At 70.2% G+C, this 16,473-nt stretch carries 19 protein-coding genes; 7 read left to right on the top strand and 12 right to left on the bottom strand.

Translation table 11 applies throughout. The annotated features are described in order from the left end of the window. The first annotated feature begins 62 nt into the window (after positions 1-62). Entirely contained in the window at positions 63-476 is a 414-nt protein-coding gene (locus ABKA17_RS37345; RefSeq protein ID WP_353696815.1) for an SsgA family sporulation/cell division regulator, read from the top strand. Positions 477-493: 17 nt separating this feature from the next. Here the strand turns inward: ABKA17_RS37345 and ABKA17_RS37350 are convergent, their stop codons facing one another. Further along, on the bottom strand, positions 494-1,900 hold the full coding sequence (locus tag ABKA17_RS37350; RefSeq protein ID WP_353696816.1) for an FAD-binding oxidoreductase: 1,407 nt from the start codon (positions 1,898-1,900) through the stop codon (positions 494-496). A 92-nt stretch (positions 1,901-1,992) separates the two neighbouring features. Between ABKA17_RS37350 and ABKA17_RS37355 the strand changes: the two genes are divergently transcribed. Continuing rightward, positions 1,993-3,429, top strand: coding sequence for a tetratricopeptide repeat protein (locus ABKA17_RS37355; RefSeq protein WP_353696817.1), 1,437 nt, complete (start codon positions 1,993-1,995; stop codon positions 3,427-3,429). Here ABKA17_RS37355 and nthA read toward each other — a convergent pair. The 5 genes from nthA to hppD all read right to left on the bottom strand — a co-directional run bounded on the left by nthA (position 3,426) and on the right by hppD (position 6,698). Beyond that, positions 3,426-4,010: a nitrile hydratase subunit alpha gene (gene nthA, locus ABKA17_RS37360; protein WP_353696818.1), complete on the bottom strand. Its 585-nt coding sequence runs from the start codon at positions 4,008-4,010 to the stop codon at positions 3,426-3,428. The two genes, ABKA17_RS37355 and nthA, sit on opposite strands and share 4 nt — an antisense overlap. Beyond that, positions 4,000-4,287 carry an SH3-like domain-containing protein gene (locus tag ABKA17_RS37365; protein ID WP_353696819.1) on the bottom strand — a complete coding sequence of 96 codons (288 nt, stop codon included), beginning with the start codon at positions 4,285-4,287 and terminating at the stop codon, positions 4,000-4,002. The genes nthA and ABKA17_RS37365 overlap by 11 nt, the downstream gene beginning before the upstream one ends. Next, positions 4,280-4,561: a hypothetical protein gene (locus ABKA17_RS37370; protein ID WP_353696820.1), complete on the bottom strand. Its 282-nt coding sequence runs from the start codon at positions 4,559-4,561 to the stop codon at positions 4,280-4,282. Before ABKA17_RS37370 ends, ABKA17_RS37365 begins: the two co-directional genes overlap by 8 nt. Positions 4,562-4,581: 20 nt before the next feature. Beyond that, on the bottom strand, positions 4,582-5,439 hold the full coding sequence (locus ABKA17_RS37375) for a phage baseplate protein (protein ID WP_353696821.1): 858 nt from the start codon (positions 5,437-5,439) through the stop codon (positions 4,582-4,584). A gap of 113 nt (positions 5,440-5,552) precedes the next feature. Further along, positions 5,553-6,698: a 4-hydroxyphenylpyruvate dioxygenase gene (gene hppD / locus ABKA17_RS37380; protein ID WP_353696822.1), complete on the bottom strand. Its 1,146-nt coding sequence runs from the start codon at positions 6,696-6,698 to the stop codon at positions 5,553-5,555. Between the two features lie 127 nt (positions 6,699-6,825). Here hppD and ABKA17_RS37385 point away from each other — a divergent pair, with 127 nt between their 5' ends. From ABKA17_RS37385 to ABKA17_RS37405, 5 genes are read left to right on the top strand one after another with little or no spacing between them, the layout of a single operon-like run. Then, positions 6,826-7,305, top strand: coding sequence for an Lrp/AsnC family transcriptional regulator (locus ABKA17_RS37385; RefSeq protein WP_353696823.1), 480 nt, complete (start codon positions 6,826-6,828; stop codon positions 7,303-7,305). 36 nt (positions 7,306-7,341) lie between these two features. Next, entirely contained in the window at positions 7,342-7,989 is a 648-nt protein-coding gene (locus ABKA17_RS37390) for an ABC transporter permease (protein WP_353696824.1), read from the top strand. After that, positions 7,982-9,214 carry a betaine/proline/choline family ABC transporter ATP-binding protein gene (locus tag ABKA17_RS37395; protein ID WP_353696825.1) on the top strand — a complete coding sequence of 411 codons (1,233 nt, stop codon included), beginning with the start codon at positions 7,982-7,984 and terminating at the stop codon, positions 9,212-9,214. Before ABKA17_RS37390 ends, ABKA17_RS37395 begins: the two co-directional genes overlap by 8 nt. Further along, a complete protein-coding gene (locus tag ABKA17_RS37400) occupies positions 9,211-10,032 on the top strand; it encodes an ABC transporter permease (RefSeq protein WP_353696826.1) in 822 nt (273 codons plus the stop codon). Before ABKA17_RS37395 ends, ABKA17_RS37400 begins: the two co-directional genes overlap by 4 nt. After that, positions 10,029-10,994, top strand: coding sequence for a glycine betaine ABC transporter substrate-binding protein (locus ABKA17_RS37405; protein WP_353696827.1), 966 nt, complete (start codon positions 10,029-10,031; stop codon positions 10,992-10,994). The genes ABKA17_RS37400 and ABKA17_RS37405 overlap by 4 nt, the downstream gene beginning before the upstream one ends. A gap of 24 nt (positions 10,995-11,018) precedes the next feature. Here ABKA17_RS37405 and ABKA17_RS37410 read toward each other — a convergent pair whose 3' ends face one another. The 6 genes from ABKA17_RS37410 to ABKA17_RS37435 all read right to left on the bottom strand — a co-directional run bounded on the left by ABKA17_RS37410 (position 11,019) and on the right by ABKA17_RS37435 (position 16,351). After that, complete coding sequence (locus ABKA17_RS37410; RefSeq protein ID WP_353696828.1) at positions 11,019-11,810, bottom strand: YlbL family protein; 792 nt, start codon at positions 11,808-11,810, stop codon at positions 11,019-11,021. A gap of 101 nt (positions 11,811-11,911) precedes the next feature. Further along, positions 11,912-12,553 carry an IclR family transcriptional regulator gene (locus ABKA17_RS37415; protein ID WP_353696829.1) on the bottom strand — a complete coding sequence of 214 codons (642 nt, stop codon included), beginning with the start codon at positions 12,551-12,553 and terminating at the stop codon, positions 11,912-11,914. Positions 12,554-12,894: 341 nt separating this feature from the next. After that, positions 12,895-14,685, bottom strand: a complete 1,791-nt coding sequence (locus ABKA17_RS37420; protein ID WP_353696830.1) for a DEAD/DEAH box helicase — start codon at positions 14,683-14,685, stop codon at positions 12,895-12,897. A gap of 116 nt (positions 14,686-14,801) precedes the next feature. After that, a complete protein-coding gene (locus ABKA17_RS37425; RefSeq protein ID WP_353696831.1) occupies positions 14,802-15,185 on the bottom strand; it encodes a type II toxin-antitoxin system death-on-curing family toxin in 384 nt (127 codons plus the stop codon). Further along, positions 15,186-15,383 carry an Arc family DNA-binding protein gene (locus ABKA17_RS37430; protein ID WP_353696924.1) on the bottom strand — a complete coding sequence of 66 codons (198 nt, stop codon included), beginning with the start codon at positions 15,381-15,383 and terminating at the stop codon, positions 15,186-15,188. 53 nt (positions 15,384-15,436) lie between these two features. Beyond that, positions 15,437-16,351, bottom strand: a complete 915-nt coding sequence (locus tag ABKA17_RS37435; RefSeq protein WP_353696832.1) for a LuxR C-terminal-related transcriptional regulator — start codon at positions 16,349-16,351, stop codon at positions 15,437-15,439. Between the last annotated feature and the right edge of the window lie 122 nt (positions 16,352-16,473).

The raw sequence follows: 16,473 nt of genomic DNA on the forward strand, positions 1-16,473 counted from the left end.
CCGCTCTCCACTTCTGCGGGCCCACCACAGGGACCCGCGCGAGCGGAGAGGAACCGTACGACATGCACTACACCGTGGTGGAACGCGAACTGGAGCTCAAGCTCATCCTGTCCCCGGAGCGGAGCATCCCGGTCCCGGCCCGGCTGAGTTACCGCACCGACGACCCGTACGCCGTCCATGTCACCTTCCACATCAACTCCGACCATCCGGTGAACTGGACGTTCTCCCGCGAGCTGCTGGTGGAGGGAGTGTTCCGGCCGTGCGGGCACGGGGACGTGCGGGTGTGGCCGACCAAGGCGGAGGGGCGCAGCGTCGTTCTGATGGCGCTGAGTTCACCCGACGGTGACGCCCTGCTGGAGGCACCCACCGCCCAGGTGTCCGCCTGGCTGGAGCGCACGCTGCGCGTGGTGCCCCCGGGGACTGAGGGCGAGCAGCTCGGGATCGACGACGCGCTCGACCAGCTGCTCGCCCGGTGACCTCGCCCCGGCGCGGGTCAGAACAGCTTGCCCGGATTCAGGATCCCCAGCGGGTCGAAGACCTGCTTGATCTGCCGCTGCATCTCCACCCCGACGGGTCCGATCTCACGGGCCAGCCATTCCTTCTTCAGTACGCCCACGCCGTGCTCGCCGGTGATCGTGCCGCCGAGTTCCAGGCCGAGGGCCATGATCTCGTCGAAGGACTCGCGGGCGCGCCGGGACTCGTCGGGGTCGGCGGCGTCGAAGCAGACCGTGGGGTGGGTGTTGCCGTCGCCGGCGTGGGCGACGACACCGATGGTGAGCTGGTACTTCTCGGCGATCCGCTCGGTGCCCTCGAGCATCTCGGCGAGCCGGGAGCGGGGCACGCACACGTCGTCGATCATCGTCGTGCCCTTGACCGCCTCCAGTGCGGTGAGCGAGAGCCGCCGGGCCTGAAGCAGCAGCTCCGACTCGGCCACGTCGTCGGCGGGCACGACCTGCGTGGCGCCGGCCGCCTCGCACAGCGCGCCGAGGGCGGCGAGGTCGGCGGCCGGGTCGGTGGTGTCGAAGGCGGCGAGCAGCAGGGCCTCGGTGGTCTCCGGGAGTCCCATGTGGGCGAGGTCGTTGACGGCCTTGACCGTGGTGCGGTCCATCAGTTCGAGGAGGGACGGCACATGTCCGCCCTCCATGATCCGGCACACCGCGTCGCAGGCGGCCGCCCCGGAGGCGAACTCGGCGGCCAGCACCAGCTGCTCGGGCGGCTGCGGGCGCAGGGCCAGGGTGGCCTGTACGACGATGCCGAGCGAGCCTTCGGAGCCGACGAACAGGCGGGTCAGGTCGTAGCCCGCGACGCCCTTCGCGGTCCGCCGGCCGGTGGACATCAGGCGGCCGTCGGCGAGGACGACGTCGAGTCCGAGGACGTACTCGGCGGTGACGCCGTACTTCACACAGCACAGGCCGCCGGAGGCGGTGCCGATGTTGCCGCCGATGGTGCACATCTCCCAACTGGAGGGGTCCGGCGGGTAGTAGAGGCCGTGTTCGTTGACGGCGCGGGAGAGGGTGGCGTTGATGACGCCGGGTTCGACGACGGCGACGCGGTCGACCGGGTTGATCTCCAGGATGCGGTCCATCTTGGTCAGGGACAGCACGATGCAGCCGTCGGAGGCGTTGGCGCCGCCGGACAGGCCCGTGCGGGCGCCCTGCGGGACGACCGGGACGCGCAGTTCGGTGGCGGTGCGCATGACGTGCTGGACCTGCTCGACCGTGCGCGGCAGCACGACCACGGCGGGGGTGCCGGCCGGGCAGAAGCTGGCCATGTCGTTGGCGTAGGAGGCCGTGACGTCCGGGTCGGTCAGGACGGCCTCGGCGGGCAGACCGACCCGGAGACGGTCGACCAGGTTTCCCGTCACCTCGTCGCGGGGCGCTTCGATACGGCTCATGATCACAGCGTCGCACCGACGGCCATCGGTGTGAACCCCGTCCGCCGCAGTCGTCGGATGCCGGGGTGTGGTCGTCGTATTGACGCATGGTGAGCGCCATGGAGAGCCAAGAGGAGGTGGCCCCTCCGCGTGCGCGTGCGGGCCGACGGGTTCTGATCGCCGCCGTCACCGGATGTCTGGTGCTCGGCGGGACGCTGATGGTGCTGCCGTGGCAGCCCTCGCGCACCCGGGCACCCGCACCGCCGGCGCCGGGGGCGCAGGCGCGGGCCGCGGTCACCGCGGGGGTGCCGGCCGCACTGCCCGACCTCGCGGTGCTGATCGGGGAGCGGGAGGCGCATCTGCGCGGGCATCCGAGGGACGCCGAGTCGTGGGCGGTGCTGGGGGCGGCGTATATGGAGCAGGGGCGGCGGACCGCGCAGAGCGGGTACTACCCGAAGGCCGACCAGGCGTTGCGCAGGTCCCTGAAGGTGCGTAGTACCGCCGAGGCGCTGGGCGGCATGGCCGCGCTGGCGAACGCGCGGCGCGACTTCCCGGCGGCGAAGCGGTGGGGCGAGGCCGCGCTGAAGCGGGAACCGAAGCGCTGGACGACGTATCCGGCGCTGATCGACGCCTACACCGGTCTGGGCGACTGGAAGGCGGCGGGGCGGGCCCTGGAGCGGTTGCAGGAGCTGCGGGGCGGGCCGGCCGTGATGGCGCGGGCCGGCGGGGTCTACCGGGACCGGGGCTGGCGTGAGGACGCGATGGCGCAGTTCACGGACGCGGCGGCGGGGGCCGGGGCGCCGGCCGAGCGGGCCGCGTATCTGGAGCGGGTGGGGCAGCTGGCCTGGGAGCGCGGCGACCGTGAGCCGGCGCTGCGGCACTTCCAGGAGGCGGTGCGCCTCGACCCCGACCAGCGGGCCGCGCAGGCCGGTCAGGGGCGGGTGCTGGCGGCGCTGGGGCGGACGTCGGAGGCGCTGAGCGCCTACCGGATGGCACTGGCCAAGCGGCCGGATCCGCAGTACGCCCTGGAACTGGGCGAGTTGTACGAGTCGGTGGGGCTGCGGCAGGCGGCCGAGGTCCAGTACGACCTGCTGCGGGAGCGGGTGCGCGGCGCGGCGGCGGGCGGGGCCGACGAGGAGCTGGTGCTCGGGGTGTTCGAGGCGGACCACGGGTTTCCGGATGAGGCGGTGCGGCGGCTGCGGGCCGAGTGGCGGCGCCAGCCGGGGATCGCGGTGGCCGACGCGCTGGGGTGGGCGCTGCACCGGGCCGGTCAGGACGAGGAGGCGCTGCGGTACGCCATGGTGGCGACGGACCGGACGAAGGGCGGCGGCGTCCGCAGTGCGCCGTACGCCTACCACCGGGGCATGATCGAGCGGCAGTTGGAGAAGTACGGGCCGGCGCGACGGCACCTTCAGGAGGCGCTGCGGATCAACCCGTACTTCTCGCCGCTGTGGGCGCGGTCGGCCCGGGAGGCACTGACGGCGCTGGGTGAGCCACCGGTGGCGGAGGTGCCGGTGGAGGAGGTGCCGGTGGCGGACGCGAAGGCGGAGCCCTAGAGCGCTGCGGTGCCGATGAGCGCGTTGCGGGTGACCAGCGCGGCCAGTTCGTCCTCCGTCAGCTTTTCGGTGCCGTCCGGGCGGCGCGGGAGCACCATGTAGCGGGACTCGGCGCTGGAGTCCCACACCGTGATGTCCGTGGCGTCGGGCAGCTCCAGGCCGAACTCCCGCAGGACCGCCCGGGGTTCGCGCACCACGCGGGAGCGGTAGGCCTCCGACTTGTACCAGCTCGGGGACGGGCCCAGGAGGCGGAGGGGGTAGCAGGAGCACAGGGTGCAGACGATGACGTTGTGGGTGGTGGCCGTGTTCTCGACCACCCGCAGGCGCTGGTAGGAGCCGTCCATGTAGCCCAACTCCTGTACGGCGGACGTCCCGTCGGCCAGCAGCCGGGCCCGGTACGCCTCGTCGGTCCAGGCGCGGGCGACGACCTTCGCCCCGTTCGCCGGTGACGACGCGGCGAGGAACGCGTCGATCGCCTCGTCCACCTTCTCGCCGGTGATCACACCCCGCTCCTCCAGCAGGGTCTCGAGCCGGCGCACCCGGCGGGCGATCGTGGCATCGGTGTGGTGGTCACCGCTCATCTTCACGGTCCTCTTCCAGGTAGCTTTCCCACAGGTCCAGTACGACGTGGTGGTCGCCCTCGCCCCACAGGTCACGGGCCTCGAAACGGACCGCGTAGATCTGCTCGACGGGCGCGTCCCCGCGCCCCTGCGCGCTGACGTCGGGCAGTTCGTCCGGGCCCTCCGGCTCGACCACCACGCCCCGCTTGCCGCGCGCGTAGCGGGGCAGGCGGGTGTGGTGCGGCGGGTCGTGGGGGAAGGTGCGCACCCGGGTGCCGGGCGGGAAGCGGTCAGTCATCGAGCTCACCCGGTTCGATGACGCCCTTGCGTTCCAGCAGGACGTGGATCGCGGTGAACCAGCGCTCGTAGTACGAGGCCGCCAGGTACTCGGCGGGCGGCATCGACTCGATCGCGTCCCGGAACTCGTTGGTGTTGAAGATCCCCTGTCCGCGCAGGGTGTTGAAGAGTCCGACGACCCGCGCCTCCCAGTCCGCGTGGAAGGGCTCGGTGTCGTCGGCGGTGTCGATGGCGCCGAAGCCCTCGGTGCCGCCGACGTCGTTGATCCTGGCCATGGGGTCAGCCTACGTACGTTCTACGGCGTCGGCTTCTTGTAGTAGAGGGAGAACCTGCGCGCCCCGGCGGTCCCGGAGGCCAGCCCCAGATAGAGCCGGGCCCCGCCCTTGCGGCGGACGGCGACGCCCTCCGGCTCGCGGTGGGTGAGGGAGCGGCCGGCCTCGGTGCGCAGTCGCTGGACCAGTTCGCCGGAGGTGATGTCGACGCAGGAGACGTGCGCGTTGCCGTGCCCGGCGGGCGGGTTGTTCTCGGTGTCGTAGGCGGTGCCGGCGAGCTGGTAGAGGTGGTCGCGGTAGAGGGCGTAGCCCTGGAAGGGGATCTTCTTGTCGGGGTGCGGGTCCGGCTGGGCGAGGTCGGTGACGTGGTCGTCGTAGTCGCGGGCGACGAAGGTGTCGAGGTCCCAGATCCGGTAGCGGGGCTTGCCCTTGAGGCGGTAGCGGACGGCTATGCGCTTGCCGGCCATGCAGACCGAGGGCTGGTTGTTGGTGGAACCCGGTATCGGCTTGCGGATCTTGACGTCCTCGCCGGTGCGGGTGGCGCCGTCCTTGAACCGGAAGCGGGTGACGCCCTGGCCGTAGCCGCCCTTGGAGTCGGCCTCGGTCCAGATCCAGACCTTGCCGTCGGCGGCGTTCTGCACGCCCATGCTGACGCCGTGCCCAAAGCCCTGGAGGAACATGTGGCCGAGCAGCTTGCCGTCGAGGTCGAGCTTGTTGAGGCACAGGTTGCCGGCGCCGATGCCGCCACGGCGGACCTGGAGGACGTAGAGGTGCTGGTGCACCTCGTCGAAGGCGAAGGACTGCAGGACGGTGCCCTCGTGGAGGGCCTTCTCCTTCAGCCAGCATTTCGCCGGTACGTCGAGGTCGATGCGGTCGGTCACGGTGTCCCCTGGTTCCTGTGGACGCCCGGGTGGTGCCCACAGGACCAGAGAGTGTCAACTTCCGTTCACCGGTTTCAAGGTTCTGCGAAAGCGCTTGTCAATTCACGCGGGATTCACAGGTTGCCGCGCCGCTCCTGCTCCCGCTCGATCGCCTCGAAGAGGGCCTTGAAGTTGCCCTTGCCGAAGCCCATCGAGCCGTGCCGCTCGATGAGTTCGAAGAACACGGTCGGCTTGTCCTGGACCGGCTTGGTGAAGATCTGGAGCAGATAGCCGTCCTCGTCGCGGTCGGCGAGGATCTTCAGTTCACGCAGGGTGTCGACGGGGACGCGGGTGTCGCCGACCCACTCGCCGAGGGTGTCGTAGTAGGAGTCGGGGGTGTCGAGGAAGCGAACTCCCGCCGCCCGCATGGTCCGTACGGTCTCGACGATGTCGTTGGTGTTGAGCGCGATGTGCTGGACGCCCGCGCCGCCGTAGAACTCCAGGTACTCGTCGATCTGGGACTTCTTCTTGGCGATGGCGGGCTCGTTGATCGGGAACTTGACCTTGAGCGTGCCGTCGGCGACGACCTTCGACATCAGCGCGCTGTACTCGGTGGCGATGTCGTCGCCCACGAACTCCTTCATGTTCGTGAAGCCCATGACCTTGTTGTAGAAGCCGACCCACTCGTTCATCCGGCCGAGTTCGACGTTGCCTACGCAGTGGTCGATGGCCTGGAAGGTGCGGTGGGCGGGCGGCTCGACGAGGGGGGCGGCCGCCGTGAAGCCGGGGAGGTAGGGGCCGTCGTAGCCGGAGCGGTCGACGAGGGTGTGGCGGGTCTCGCCGTAGGTGGCGATCGCGGCGAGTACGACGGTGCCGTGCTCGTCCTTCAGCTCGTACGGCTCGGCGAGGGAGCGGGCGCCGTGCTCCAGGGCGTAGGTGTACGCGGCGCGGGCGTCCGGGACCTCGATGGCGAGGTCGATGACGCCGTCGCCGTGCTCGGCCACGTGCTGGGCGAGGAAGTGGCCCCAGGTGGTGGCGGGCTTGATCACGGAGGTGAGGACGAAGCGGGCGGAGCCGTTCTCCAGGACGTAGCTCGCGGTCTCGCGGCTGCCGTTCTCCGGTCCGGAGTAGGCGACCAGCTTCATGCCGAAGGCGGTGGAGTAGTAGTGCGCCGCCTGCTTGGCGTTGCCCACGGCGAAGACGACCGCGTCCATTCCCTTGACCGGGAAGGGATCGGCCTGCCGGGCGGTGTCGGGAGTGTGGTGAGTGGTCTGCGTCATAGCCGCAGCCTTCTCCTGCGGCGGCAAGGTGCGCAATAGTTTGCGTTTCGGGTGTGCAATATGACCAGTGCCCGATGCGTTTCTGCGGGCTCTCTGTACAGGATGACCACTGGGAAGGGCGGCTCTCGTGGGGATCGACGGGCTGGACGGACGGATCATCGTGCTGCTGGCGCGGGAGCCGCGGATCGGGGTGCTGGAGATGTCCCGGCGGCTGGGGGTCGCGCGCGGCACGGTGCAGGCGCGTCTGGACCGGCTTCAGTCGAATGGCGTCATCCGGGGCTTCGGACCGCAGGTGGACCCGGCCGCGCTCGGCTATCCGGTCACCGCGTTCGCCACGCTCCAGATCCGGCAGGGGCAAGGGGCGGACGTACGGGCCCACTTGGCGACCGTGCCGGAGGTGCTGGAGCTGCACACCACCACCGGCAGCGGGGACATGCTGTGCCGGCTCGTGGCCCGCTCCAACGCCGATCTCCAACGTGTGATCGACCTGGTTGTCGGTTTCGATGGAATCGTCCGGGCCGCCACGGCGATCGTCATGGAGAACCCCGTTCCACTGCGGATCATCCCGCTGGTGGAGCAGGCGGCCGAGGACGAGGACAGGACCTAGACGAGGACAGGCCTAGCTGCCGTGGGGTGACCGCGTGTGAACTTCTGGGAGTACCTGGGCAGCCGGCATCAGCAGTTGCTCTCGGATGCCTGGCAGCACGCGAGTGCCGTCTTCCAGTGCATGATCGTGGCGACGGTGATCGGCGTTCTGATCGGTGTGGTCACCTACCGCAGCGAGTGGGCCGGGAACCTCGCCACCACGGCCACCTCGACCATTCTGACCATCCCCTCGCTCGCCATGATCGGTCTGCTCATCCCGGTCGTCGGGCTGGGTGTGCCGCCCACGGTGATCGCGCTGACCCTGTACGGGCTGCTGCCGATCGTGCGCAACGCGATCGTCGGGCTGCGCGGGGTCGACCCCTCGCTGGTGGACGCGGCGAAGGGCATCGGGATGTCCCGGCCGGCCCGGCTGGTGCGCGTGGAGCTGCCGCTGGCGTGGCCGCCGATCCTGACCGGCATCCGGGTCTCGACCCAGATGCTGTTGGGCATCGCGGCCATCGCCGCCTACGCCTCCGGGCCCGGCCTCGGCAACGAGATCTTCCGCGGTATCGCCTCGCTGGGCAGCAAGAACGCGCTCAACCAGGTACTCGCGGGAACGCTCGGGATCATCATCCTGGCCCTGCTGTTCGACGCCGCGTACGTCCTGATCGGACGGCTGACCATTCCCAGGGGGATCCGTGTCTGAAGCCTCCGGTGCCTCCATCGAGTTGGAGAACCTGACCAAGAGGTACCCCGGCAATCCACAGCCCTCCGTCGACGACGTCAACATGGAGATCAAGGCGGGCGAGATCGTCATCTTCGTCGGCCCGTCCGGCTGCGGTAAGTCGACCACGCTCAAGATGATCAACCGGCTGATCGAGCCGACCGGCGGCCGGATCCGGATCGGCGGCGAGGACGTCACCGACATCGACCCGGTGAAGCTGCGCCGCAAGGTGGGCTACGCGATCCAGTCGGCCGGTCTCTTCCCGCACATGACGGTCGCCCAGAACATCGCGCTGGTGCCGAAGATGGTCGGCTGGGGCAAGGGCCGGATCAAGGACCGGGTGGAGGAGCTCCTCGACCTGGTGGGCCTGGACCCCGGCGAGTTCCACGACCGCTATCCCCGTCAGCTCTCCGGCGGCCAGCAGCAACGTGTGGGCGTGGCGCGGGCGTTGGCGGCGGATCCGCCGGTGCTGCTGATGGACGAGCCGTTCGGCGCGGTCGACCCGATCACCCGTGACCATCTCCAGGACGAGCTGATCAGGCTCCAGCACGAGCTGCACAAGACGATCGTCTTCGTCACCCACGACTTCGACGAGGCGATCAAGCTCGGCGACCGGATCGCCGTCCTGCGCGAACGCTCGCACATCGCGCAGTTCGACACCCCGGAGGCGATCCTCACCAACCCGGCGGACGACTTCGTCTCCGGGTTCGTGGGCGCGGGTGCGGCACTGAAGCGGCTGAACCTCACCCGCGTACGGGATGTCGAGATCACCGACTATCCGACGGTGACCGTCGACGACCCGCTCCAGCACTTCTTCAACAAGCTCCGGGACAGCGGTACGAACGAGATCCTGCTGCTCGACAAGCGGCGCCGCCCCTACAAGTGGCTGCGGCGCGGCGACCTGATGCGGGCGAAGGGCTCGCTGGCCCGCGCGGGCACCCTCGTGAACGACACGGTGACGCGGGACGCGACCTTGCGGGACGCCCTGGAGGCGGTGCTCACCGACAGCGCGGGGCGGGTCGCCGTCACCGGGCGGCGCGGGGAGTACACCGGTGTCGTCGACATGGAGACGCTCATGAACTCCGTGCACGAGCTGCTGGAGGCGGACCGGCTGGATGCCGTGGAGCACCAGCACGAGCTGGAGGAGCTGCGGTCGGCCCGGACGCACGCCGAGCAGGAGGGCGACGGAGGGGAGACGAAGGCGTGACGATCCCCGAGCTGGAGGAGGCGGAGGAGGCGCAGGAGCACGAGGAGCGGGAGGCGCCTCCCGGGTCGGCCGGTGCTCGGCGGCGGGTCACCTGGCAGAAGCTGACCTTCCTGCCGGCGGTACTGGTGGCGGTGCTGCTGGCGACCTGGCTGTGGTTCCAGCAGGCGGACCTGGACTCCATCTCCGAGAACGCGCTCTCCAACGGGCAGGTCTCGAAGGCCCTTTGGCAGCATGTGAAGCTGACGGTGATCTCGACGTTCTTCGTGCTGATCATCGCGATCCCGCTGGGCGTCCTGCTGACCCGCAAGGCGTTCCGCCCGGCCACCCCGGCGGCCATGGCGCTCGCCAACATGGGCCAGGCGACCCCGGCGATCGGCCTGCTGGCGCTGCTGGTGATCTGGCTCGGCACGGGCATGAAGGCGGCCCTGATCGGCATCATCATCTACGCCGTGCTCCCCGTGCTGTCGAACACCATCGCCGGCCTCAAGGCCAACGACCCGACCCTGCTGGAGGCCGCCCGGGGCATCGGCATGTCCCCACTCGGGGTGCTCTCCCGCGTCGAACTCCCGCTGGCGGTCCCGCTGATCCTGGCGGGCGTACGGACGGCGCTGGTGCTCAACGTCGGTACGGCGACCCTCGCGACGTTCGGGGGCGGCGGCGGTCTGGGAGTGCTGATCACGACCGGCATCACCAACCAGCGCATGCCGGTGCTGATGCTGGGCTCGATCCTCACGGTCGTTCTCGCGCTGCTCGTGGACTGGCTGGCCTCGCTGGCCGAACTGGTCCTGCGGCCACGGGGATTGGAGGCGGGGACGTGAAGCGCGGACGCGTACTGACGACGGCGTGCGTGCTGGTTCTCGCCGCCGCGTGCGGACTGACCAGCGGCTCCCCCATGGTCGACGACGTCGAGCCCGGCTCGATCGGACGGGGCGAGCCGCTGAAGGGCGCGAGCCTCACCGTCACCTCCAAGGAGTTCACCGAGCAGCTGATCCTCGGCGCGATCATGGGCATCGCCTTCCAGGCGGCGGGCGCGGACGTCCTGGACCGCACCGGCATCCAGGGCTCGATCGGGGCGCGGGAGGCGGTCAAGTCCGGTGACGCGGACGGGATGTACGAGTACACGGGCACCGCCTGGATCACGTACCAGGGCAACAGCGAGCCGATCGCCGACCCGCGGGCGCAGTGGGAGGCGGTGCGGAAGGCCGACCTGAAGAACGGACTGACCTGGCTGCCGCCGGCGTCCCTCAACAACACCTACGCCCTCGCGATGAACCGGTCCCACTACAAGAAGTACGGCACCAAGACCCTGTCCGACGTGGCCGCGCTGTCGAAGTCGGACCCGGGGGCGGTGACGCTGTGCGTGGAGAGCGAGTTCGCCAACCGCGCGGACGGGCTGCCGGGGATGGAGAAGGCGTACGGGATGAGCGTCCCGGCGAACAACGTCACCCAGATGGACACCGGGATCATCTACACCCAGGCGGCGAAGGGCAGTTGCACGTACGGGGAGGTGTTCACGACCGACGGCCGCATCAGGTCCATGGACCTGGTGGTGATGGCGGACGACAGGAAGTTCTTCCCCAACTACAACGCGGCGCCCGAGATCAACTCCAAGGCGCTCAAGAAGTGGCCGGCGATCGCGGAGGTCCTCGACCCGGTCACCGCGAAGCTCGACAACAAGGTCGCGCAGGAGCTGAACGCCAAGGTGGACGTGGCCGGGGAGGACCCGCACCAGGTGGCGCTGGACTGGATGAAGGAGGAGGGGTTCGTGAAGGAGGGCTAGCGGTTCCTGGTGACTAAGGGGGGTTCAGCAGCTCGGTACCGAGCCCTTGCCCGTCTCCAGGGCCACCAGCGCGCTCACCGCGCCCTTCAGCGTGGTCACCGGGACCAGCCGTAGCCCCTTCGGCAGTTCCGCCTCCGCGTCCGCGCACTCGTCCTTGGGGACCAGGAAGACCGTCGCCCCGTCCCGCTTGGCGGCCTGTGTCTTCAGGGGCACGCCGCCGACCGCGCCCACCGTGCCGTCCGGGTCGATGGTGCCGGTCCCGGCGATGGTGCGGCCGCCGGTGAGGTCGCCGCCGCTGCCGTCGCCGTCCAGCTTGTCGATGATGCCCAGGGTGAAGAGCAGACCCGCGCTGGGGCCGCCCACGTCGGACAGCTTCAGGGAGACCTTGACGTCGTCGTCCTTGAGGTCCAGGTAGTTCAGGGCGGCCTGGGTCGCCGCGTCCTGGGACTCCTTCATCTGCGCGGTGTTGTGCCGCTCGATCTCCTTGGTGGACTGCCCGCTGGGGTAGACCGAGTCGTGCGGCATGACCGCGCGGTCCTTGTCGAACCACGCGCCGAGCACATCGCCCAGCGAGACGCGCGTGTCCGGGTTGGTCGCCTCGATGGTCGTCATCCGGAGCTGGCCGCTGGTGTCCCGGGTCGGCGCGCCGGAGATCGTGATCACCGGGGTGCCCTGGTTCTCGCCCAGAACGTTCGCCGTCATACCCGGCTGCGCCAGCGAGAACGGCAGCGGTGCCAGCGCCGCGGTGGCGATCAGAGCCACGACGGGCAGGGCACAGACGGCTACGGCCTGGGGGCGTGTGAGGCGAGAGAGCACGGGATCAATCTACGGGACGGTGAGTTCCGGCCAGGTGCGGGAGGGCGGCCCCACGGCGGCGTACGACGGACGTACGACCGGCTCGGGCCCGCCCTCACGTGTCACCGCAGTGCCTCGGCCACCTCCCGTGCCGCGTCCACGACCCGCGGCCCGACCCGTTCCGGGACGGCGTCGGCGAGCATCACGACGCCGACGCTGCCCTCGACGCCCGTGACGCCGATCAGCGGGGCGGCGGCGCCGCTCGCGCCCGCCTCCAGTTCGCCCTCGGTGAGGGTGAAGCCGGGGTCCCGGAGGGGTTGGACGCGGGCGGAGAGGATCGCTCGGCCGGCGGCCCCGCGGTCCAGGGGATGGCGGAATCCGGCCCGGTAGGCCACGTGGTAGTCCGTCCACGTGGGCTCGACCACGGCGACGGCGAGTGCCTCCGCCCCGTCGACCAGGGTGAGGTGGGCGGTCGCCCCTATGTCCTCGGCCAGGGAGCGCAGGGCCGGCAGAGCCGCCTCGCGCACCAACGGATGCACCTGACGGCCCAGGCGCAGCACTCCGAGCCCGACCCGGGCACGTCCGCCCAGGTCACGCCGTACGAGTGCGTGTTGCTCCAGGGTGGCGAGCAACCGGTACACAACGGTCCGGTTCACGCCCAGTTTGTTGGATAGCTCGGTGACGGTCAGCCCGTGGTCCGTATCGGCCAGCAGCTTGAGGACACGCAGTCCTCGGTCGAGCGTCTGAGAGGTCTCCGCGGTCACGACGCCCACTCCTCCAAGTGGTGAGGTCGGCGGCCCTGTCGCGGGGATGCGTCATCGAGTCCCGTCGCTGACGCGCTTCAGAGGCCGCCGATCGGCCGGCGATCCGGAGCGATTTCCGGACCGCGTCGCTTCACGGCTGCGCTCCGCGGCGGCGCTGCCACGGGGCGTGTGCGTAGCGGGACAGTAGCGAAGGCGGTTCGCTGAGCGGAAGGCTCCGTCCAGAATCCGGGCAGTGGCCGGTACGGAGCACTCCTTTTGTCCTGATACGTACGGCGCACAGCAACTTGCGTGCGCAGCATTTGACACGCCCCGCGCCCTGACTGGGCCGGGCTCGGACGGGCTCACCGCATCCGGGTGGCCCACTCCTGCACCTTGGCGATCCGCTGCCGTAGCTGTCCGGCCGTGGCCTCCGCGCTCGGCGGGCCGCCGCAGACCCGTCGCAGCTCGGTGTGGATCACGCCGTGCGGCTTGCCGCTCTGGTGGACGTACGCGCTGACCATGGTGTTGAGCTGCTTGCGGAGCTCCATCATCTCCTTGTGCGAGACGACGGGCCGGCGCTCGGCGGGCAGCTCGAGGAGGTCCGCCTCGGAGTCCGGCTTCTTGCGGCTGTGCGCGATCTGCCGGGCCTGCCGCTTCTGGAGGAGCAGCTGCACCTGGTCGGGTTCGAGGAGCCCCGGGATGCCGAGGTAGTCCTGCTCCTCCTCGCTTCCCGGATGGGCCTGCATACCGAACTCGGCGCCGTCGTAGAGCACCCGGTCGAAGACGGCCTCGGACTCCAGCGCCTCGAAGGAGAACTGCTCCTGCTCGCCGGTGTCCTCGTCCTGCTCCTTGTTCGCCTCGTCCATCTCCTGCTCGGACTCGGCGTACGGGTCCTCCTCGCCCTCCTTCTTCGGCTTGTCGAGGGCGTGGTCCCGTTCCACCTCCATCTCGTTGGCGAAGGTGAGCAGGTCGGGGACGGTCGGCAGGAAGACGGAGGCGGTCTCGCCGCGCCGCCGGGACCGTACGAAACGGCCGACGGCCTGAGCGAAGAAGAGCGGGGTGGAGATGGTGGTGGCGTAGACGCCGACGGCGAGGCGCGGCACGTCGACGCCCTCGGACACCATGCGGACGGCGACCATCCAGCGGTCGTTGCTCGCGCTGAAGTCGTCGATCCGCTTGGACGCGCCCGTGTCGTCGGAGAGCACGAGGGTCGCCTTGGACCCGGTGATCTCGCGGATCAGCTTGGCGTAGGCGCGGGCGGAGTCCTGGTCGGAGGCGATGACGAGGGCGCCGGCGTCCGGGATGGCCTTGCGCACCTCGGTGAGGCGTTGGTCGGCGGCGCGCAGCACGCTCGGCATCCACTCGCCGCGCGGGTCGAGCGCGGTACGCCAGGCCTGGCTGATCGCGTCCTTGGTCATGGGCTCGCCGAGCCGGGCGGCGATCTCGTCCCCCGCCTTGGTGCGCCAGCGCATCTGCCCGCTGTAGGACAGGAAGATGACGGGCCGGACGACATGGTCGGCGAGCGCGTTGCCGTAGCCGTAGGTGTAGTCGGCGGCCGAGCGCCGGATCCCGTCGTTGCCCTCCTCGTACGTCACGAAGGGGATCGGGTTGGTGTCGGAGCGGAACGGCGTACCGGTGAGCGCGAGGCGACGCGTGGCCGGCTCGAAGGCCTCCAGGCACGCCTCGCCCCAGGACTTGGAGTCACCGGCGTGGTGGATCTCGTCGAGGATGACGAGGGTCTTGCGCTGCTCGACGCGGTTGCGGTGCAGCATGGGCCGCACGCCGACACCGGCGTAGGTGACCGCGACCCCGTGGTAGTCCTTGCCGAGCGGGCCCGCGCTGTACTCGGGGTCCAGCTTGATCCCTATCCGCGCCGCCGCCTCGGCCCACTGCTTCTTGAGGTGCTCGGTCGGCGCGACCACGGTCACCTGCTGCACGACATGGTGGTGCAGCAGCCAGGAGGCGAGGGTCAGCGCGAAGGTCGTCTTGCCGGCGCCGGGGGTGGCGACGGCGAGGAAGTCGCGCGGCTGCTCCTGGACGTATCTCTCCATCGCCCCTTGCTGCCAGGCACGCAGCTTGCTGGCGGTGCCCCAGGGGGCGCGGCCGGGGAAGGCCGGAGAGAGGTGATGGGAGGAGGCGGCGGTGGTAGTCACGGTCTCCGTTAAAGGGTTGGGCGGCTCGGCTGGGTATGACAACCGGGCCACCCTACCGGCGGCCCGGTCATGTCAACGTGCGGACGAGGCCGGGTCACCCGTGGGTGGGATCGAGGTCACATGGCTTCGTGGAGAGCCCTCAGTCGCCGCGCGATCACGCCTACGTCGTCCAGCCCGCCGGACGCCACTTCGATGACGAGCTTGTAGGCCTCGTCCTGGTCGACACCAACCATCTCGGTGCCGTTGAAATCGAGGAACACGACCGTACTCATCCAGGCCATGCGCTTGTTGCCGTCCACCAAGGGGTGGTTGACGGCGAGCGAGTGAAGCAGCGCGGCGGCCTTCTCGAACAGGTCCGCGTACGCCTCGACGCCGAACATCTGAGATCGGGGGCGATGCGCGGCCGAGCTGAGCAACCCCAGATCACGCACCGCGACGTCCTGCCCCCCGCACGCCAGCTCGGCCAGGTCCAGGGCTTCCTGGACCGTGAGGTACTTCATCTACTCCCCCAGCCTCCTCAAGAGGCCGGCGTGCGCCGCGGCGTACTTTGCCCCGAGGCGCCGCACCGTGGCCCCGTCCGCCTCCTGCTCCAGATACCGGTCGATCGCCTGAAGCACTATGGCGTGCATGCTGCGCCCCTCCTCCTCGGCACGCAGCCTGAGCGCCTCCTGCTGGTCGTCACGCAGACGTAGGTTCATAGCCATACCACGACGGTACCAAAAGTGGGGTCAAACTGGTACCACTATCCCGCCTACCCCTCCTCCAGCAACCCCGACGTGGCCACCAGATACCCCAGCTGTGCCCGGCTGCCACTGCCCAGCCGTAAGGACACCTTCCTGATGTGCTCCGCGACGCTGCGGCGGCTCATGCCCAGGCGGCGGGCTATGGAGTCGTCCGTCTCGCCGGAGACGACCGCGCGCAGGATCGTCTGCTGGAGGTCGGAGGTGACCTCGGGCTTACGGCGTTCGGCGGGGTCCGCGGGGTGGACGGGGGTGGAGCGTTCCCAGGTCTGCTCGAAGACACGGGCGAGGAAACGGACCAGGGCCGGGTCGCGGATCTCCAGGGCACCGTCCGCGCCGTCCTTCGACAGCGACACGAAGGCGACCGAGCGGTCGCAGACGATCAGCCGCTCCACGACCTCGGCCAGGGTCCGGACCTCCGCCCCCGCCGCGGTGACCCGCTCGATGTACGCCATGGTCGGCCGGTGCGTGTGCACGGTGTGCTGGTACAGGGTGCGCTGCCGCACCCCGCGCCGCAGGGCCCGCAGATCGCGGCCGAGGGCCTCGCGCAGGGTCGCCTCGGCGCGGCCGCCGCCCGGCTGGGCGGTGAGCAGTTCATGCCGGCAGTCCCCCACCGCCGCCTCCAGGGCCGCGCTGATCACCGCCTTCTCGGTGAGCCGGACCAGCGCGGGCAGGACCGAGCGCCGCTCACGCGCGTACACCGACTCGAAGGCGGCCAGCCGCGAGGACGCCGACCGCAGGGCCCGGCGCTGCTCGGCCATCCGGTCCTCCATCGCGGACAGCACGGCGAAGCGCGCGGCGTCCGGCGGCACCGGCAGACACCAGCCGGGCGCCTCCGCGTCGGCGACGACGAGCCCGAGCTCCGTCAGACAGCGAGGCACCTCGTCGGCCGGCACCCGGCCCTCGCGCAGCGCGCCCCGGTACACCGACAGCGCCCGCGGACAGGGGCGGGTGGGGCGCGTTTCGCGGCAATCACACGTGCGTGGGTCGAAATGATCACGCTTCACAAGTGTGCAGATTACATTCATGAGCCCTTGACTCTCAGGCC

Origin of the sequence: Streptomyces sp. RG80 (assembly GCF_040446465.1) — a bacterium.
GTDB lineage: Bacteria > Actinomycetota > Actinomycetes > Streptomycetales > Streptomycetaceae > Streptomyces.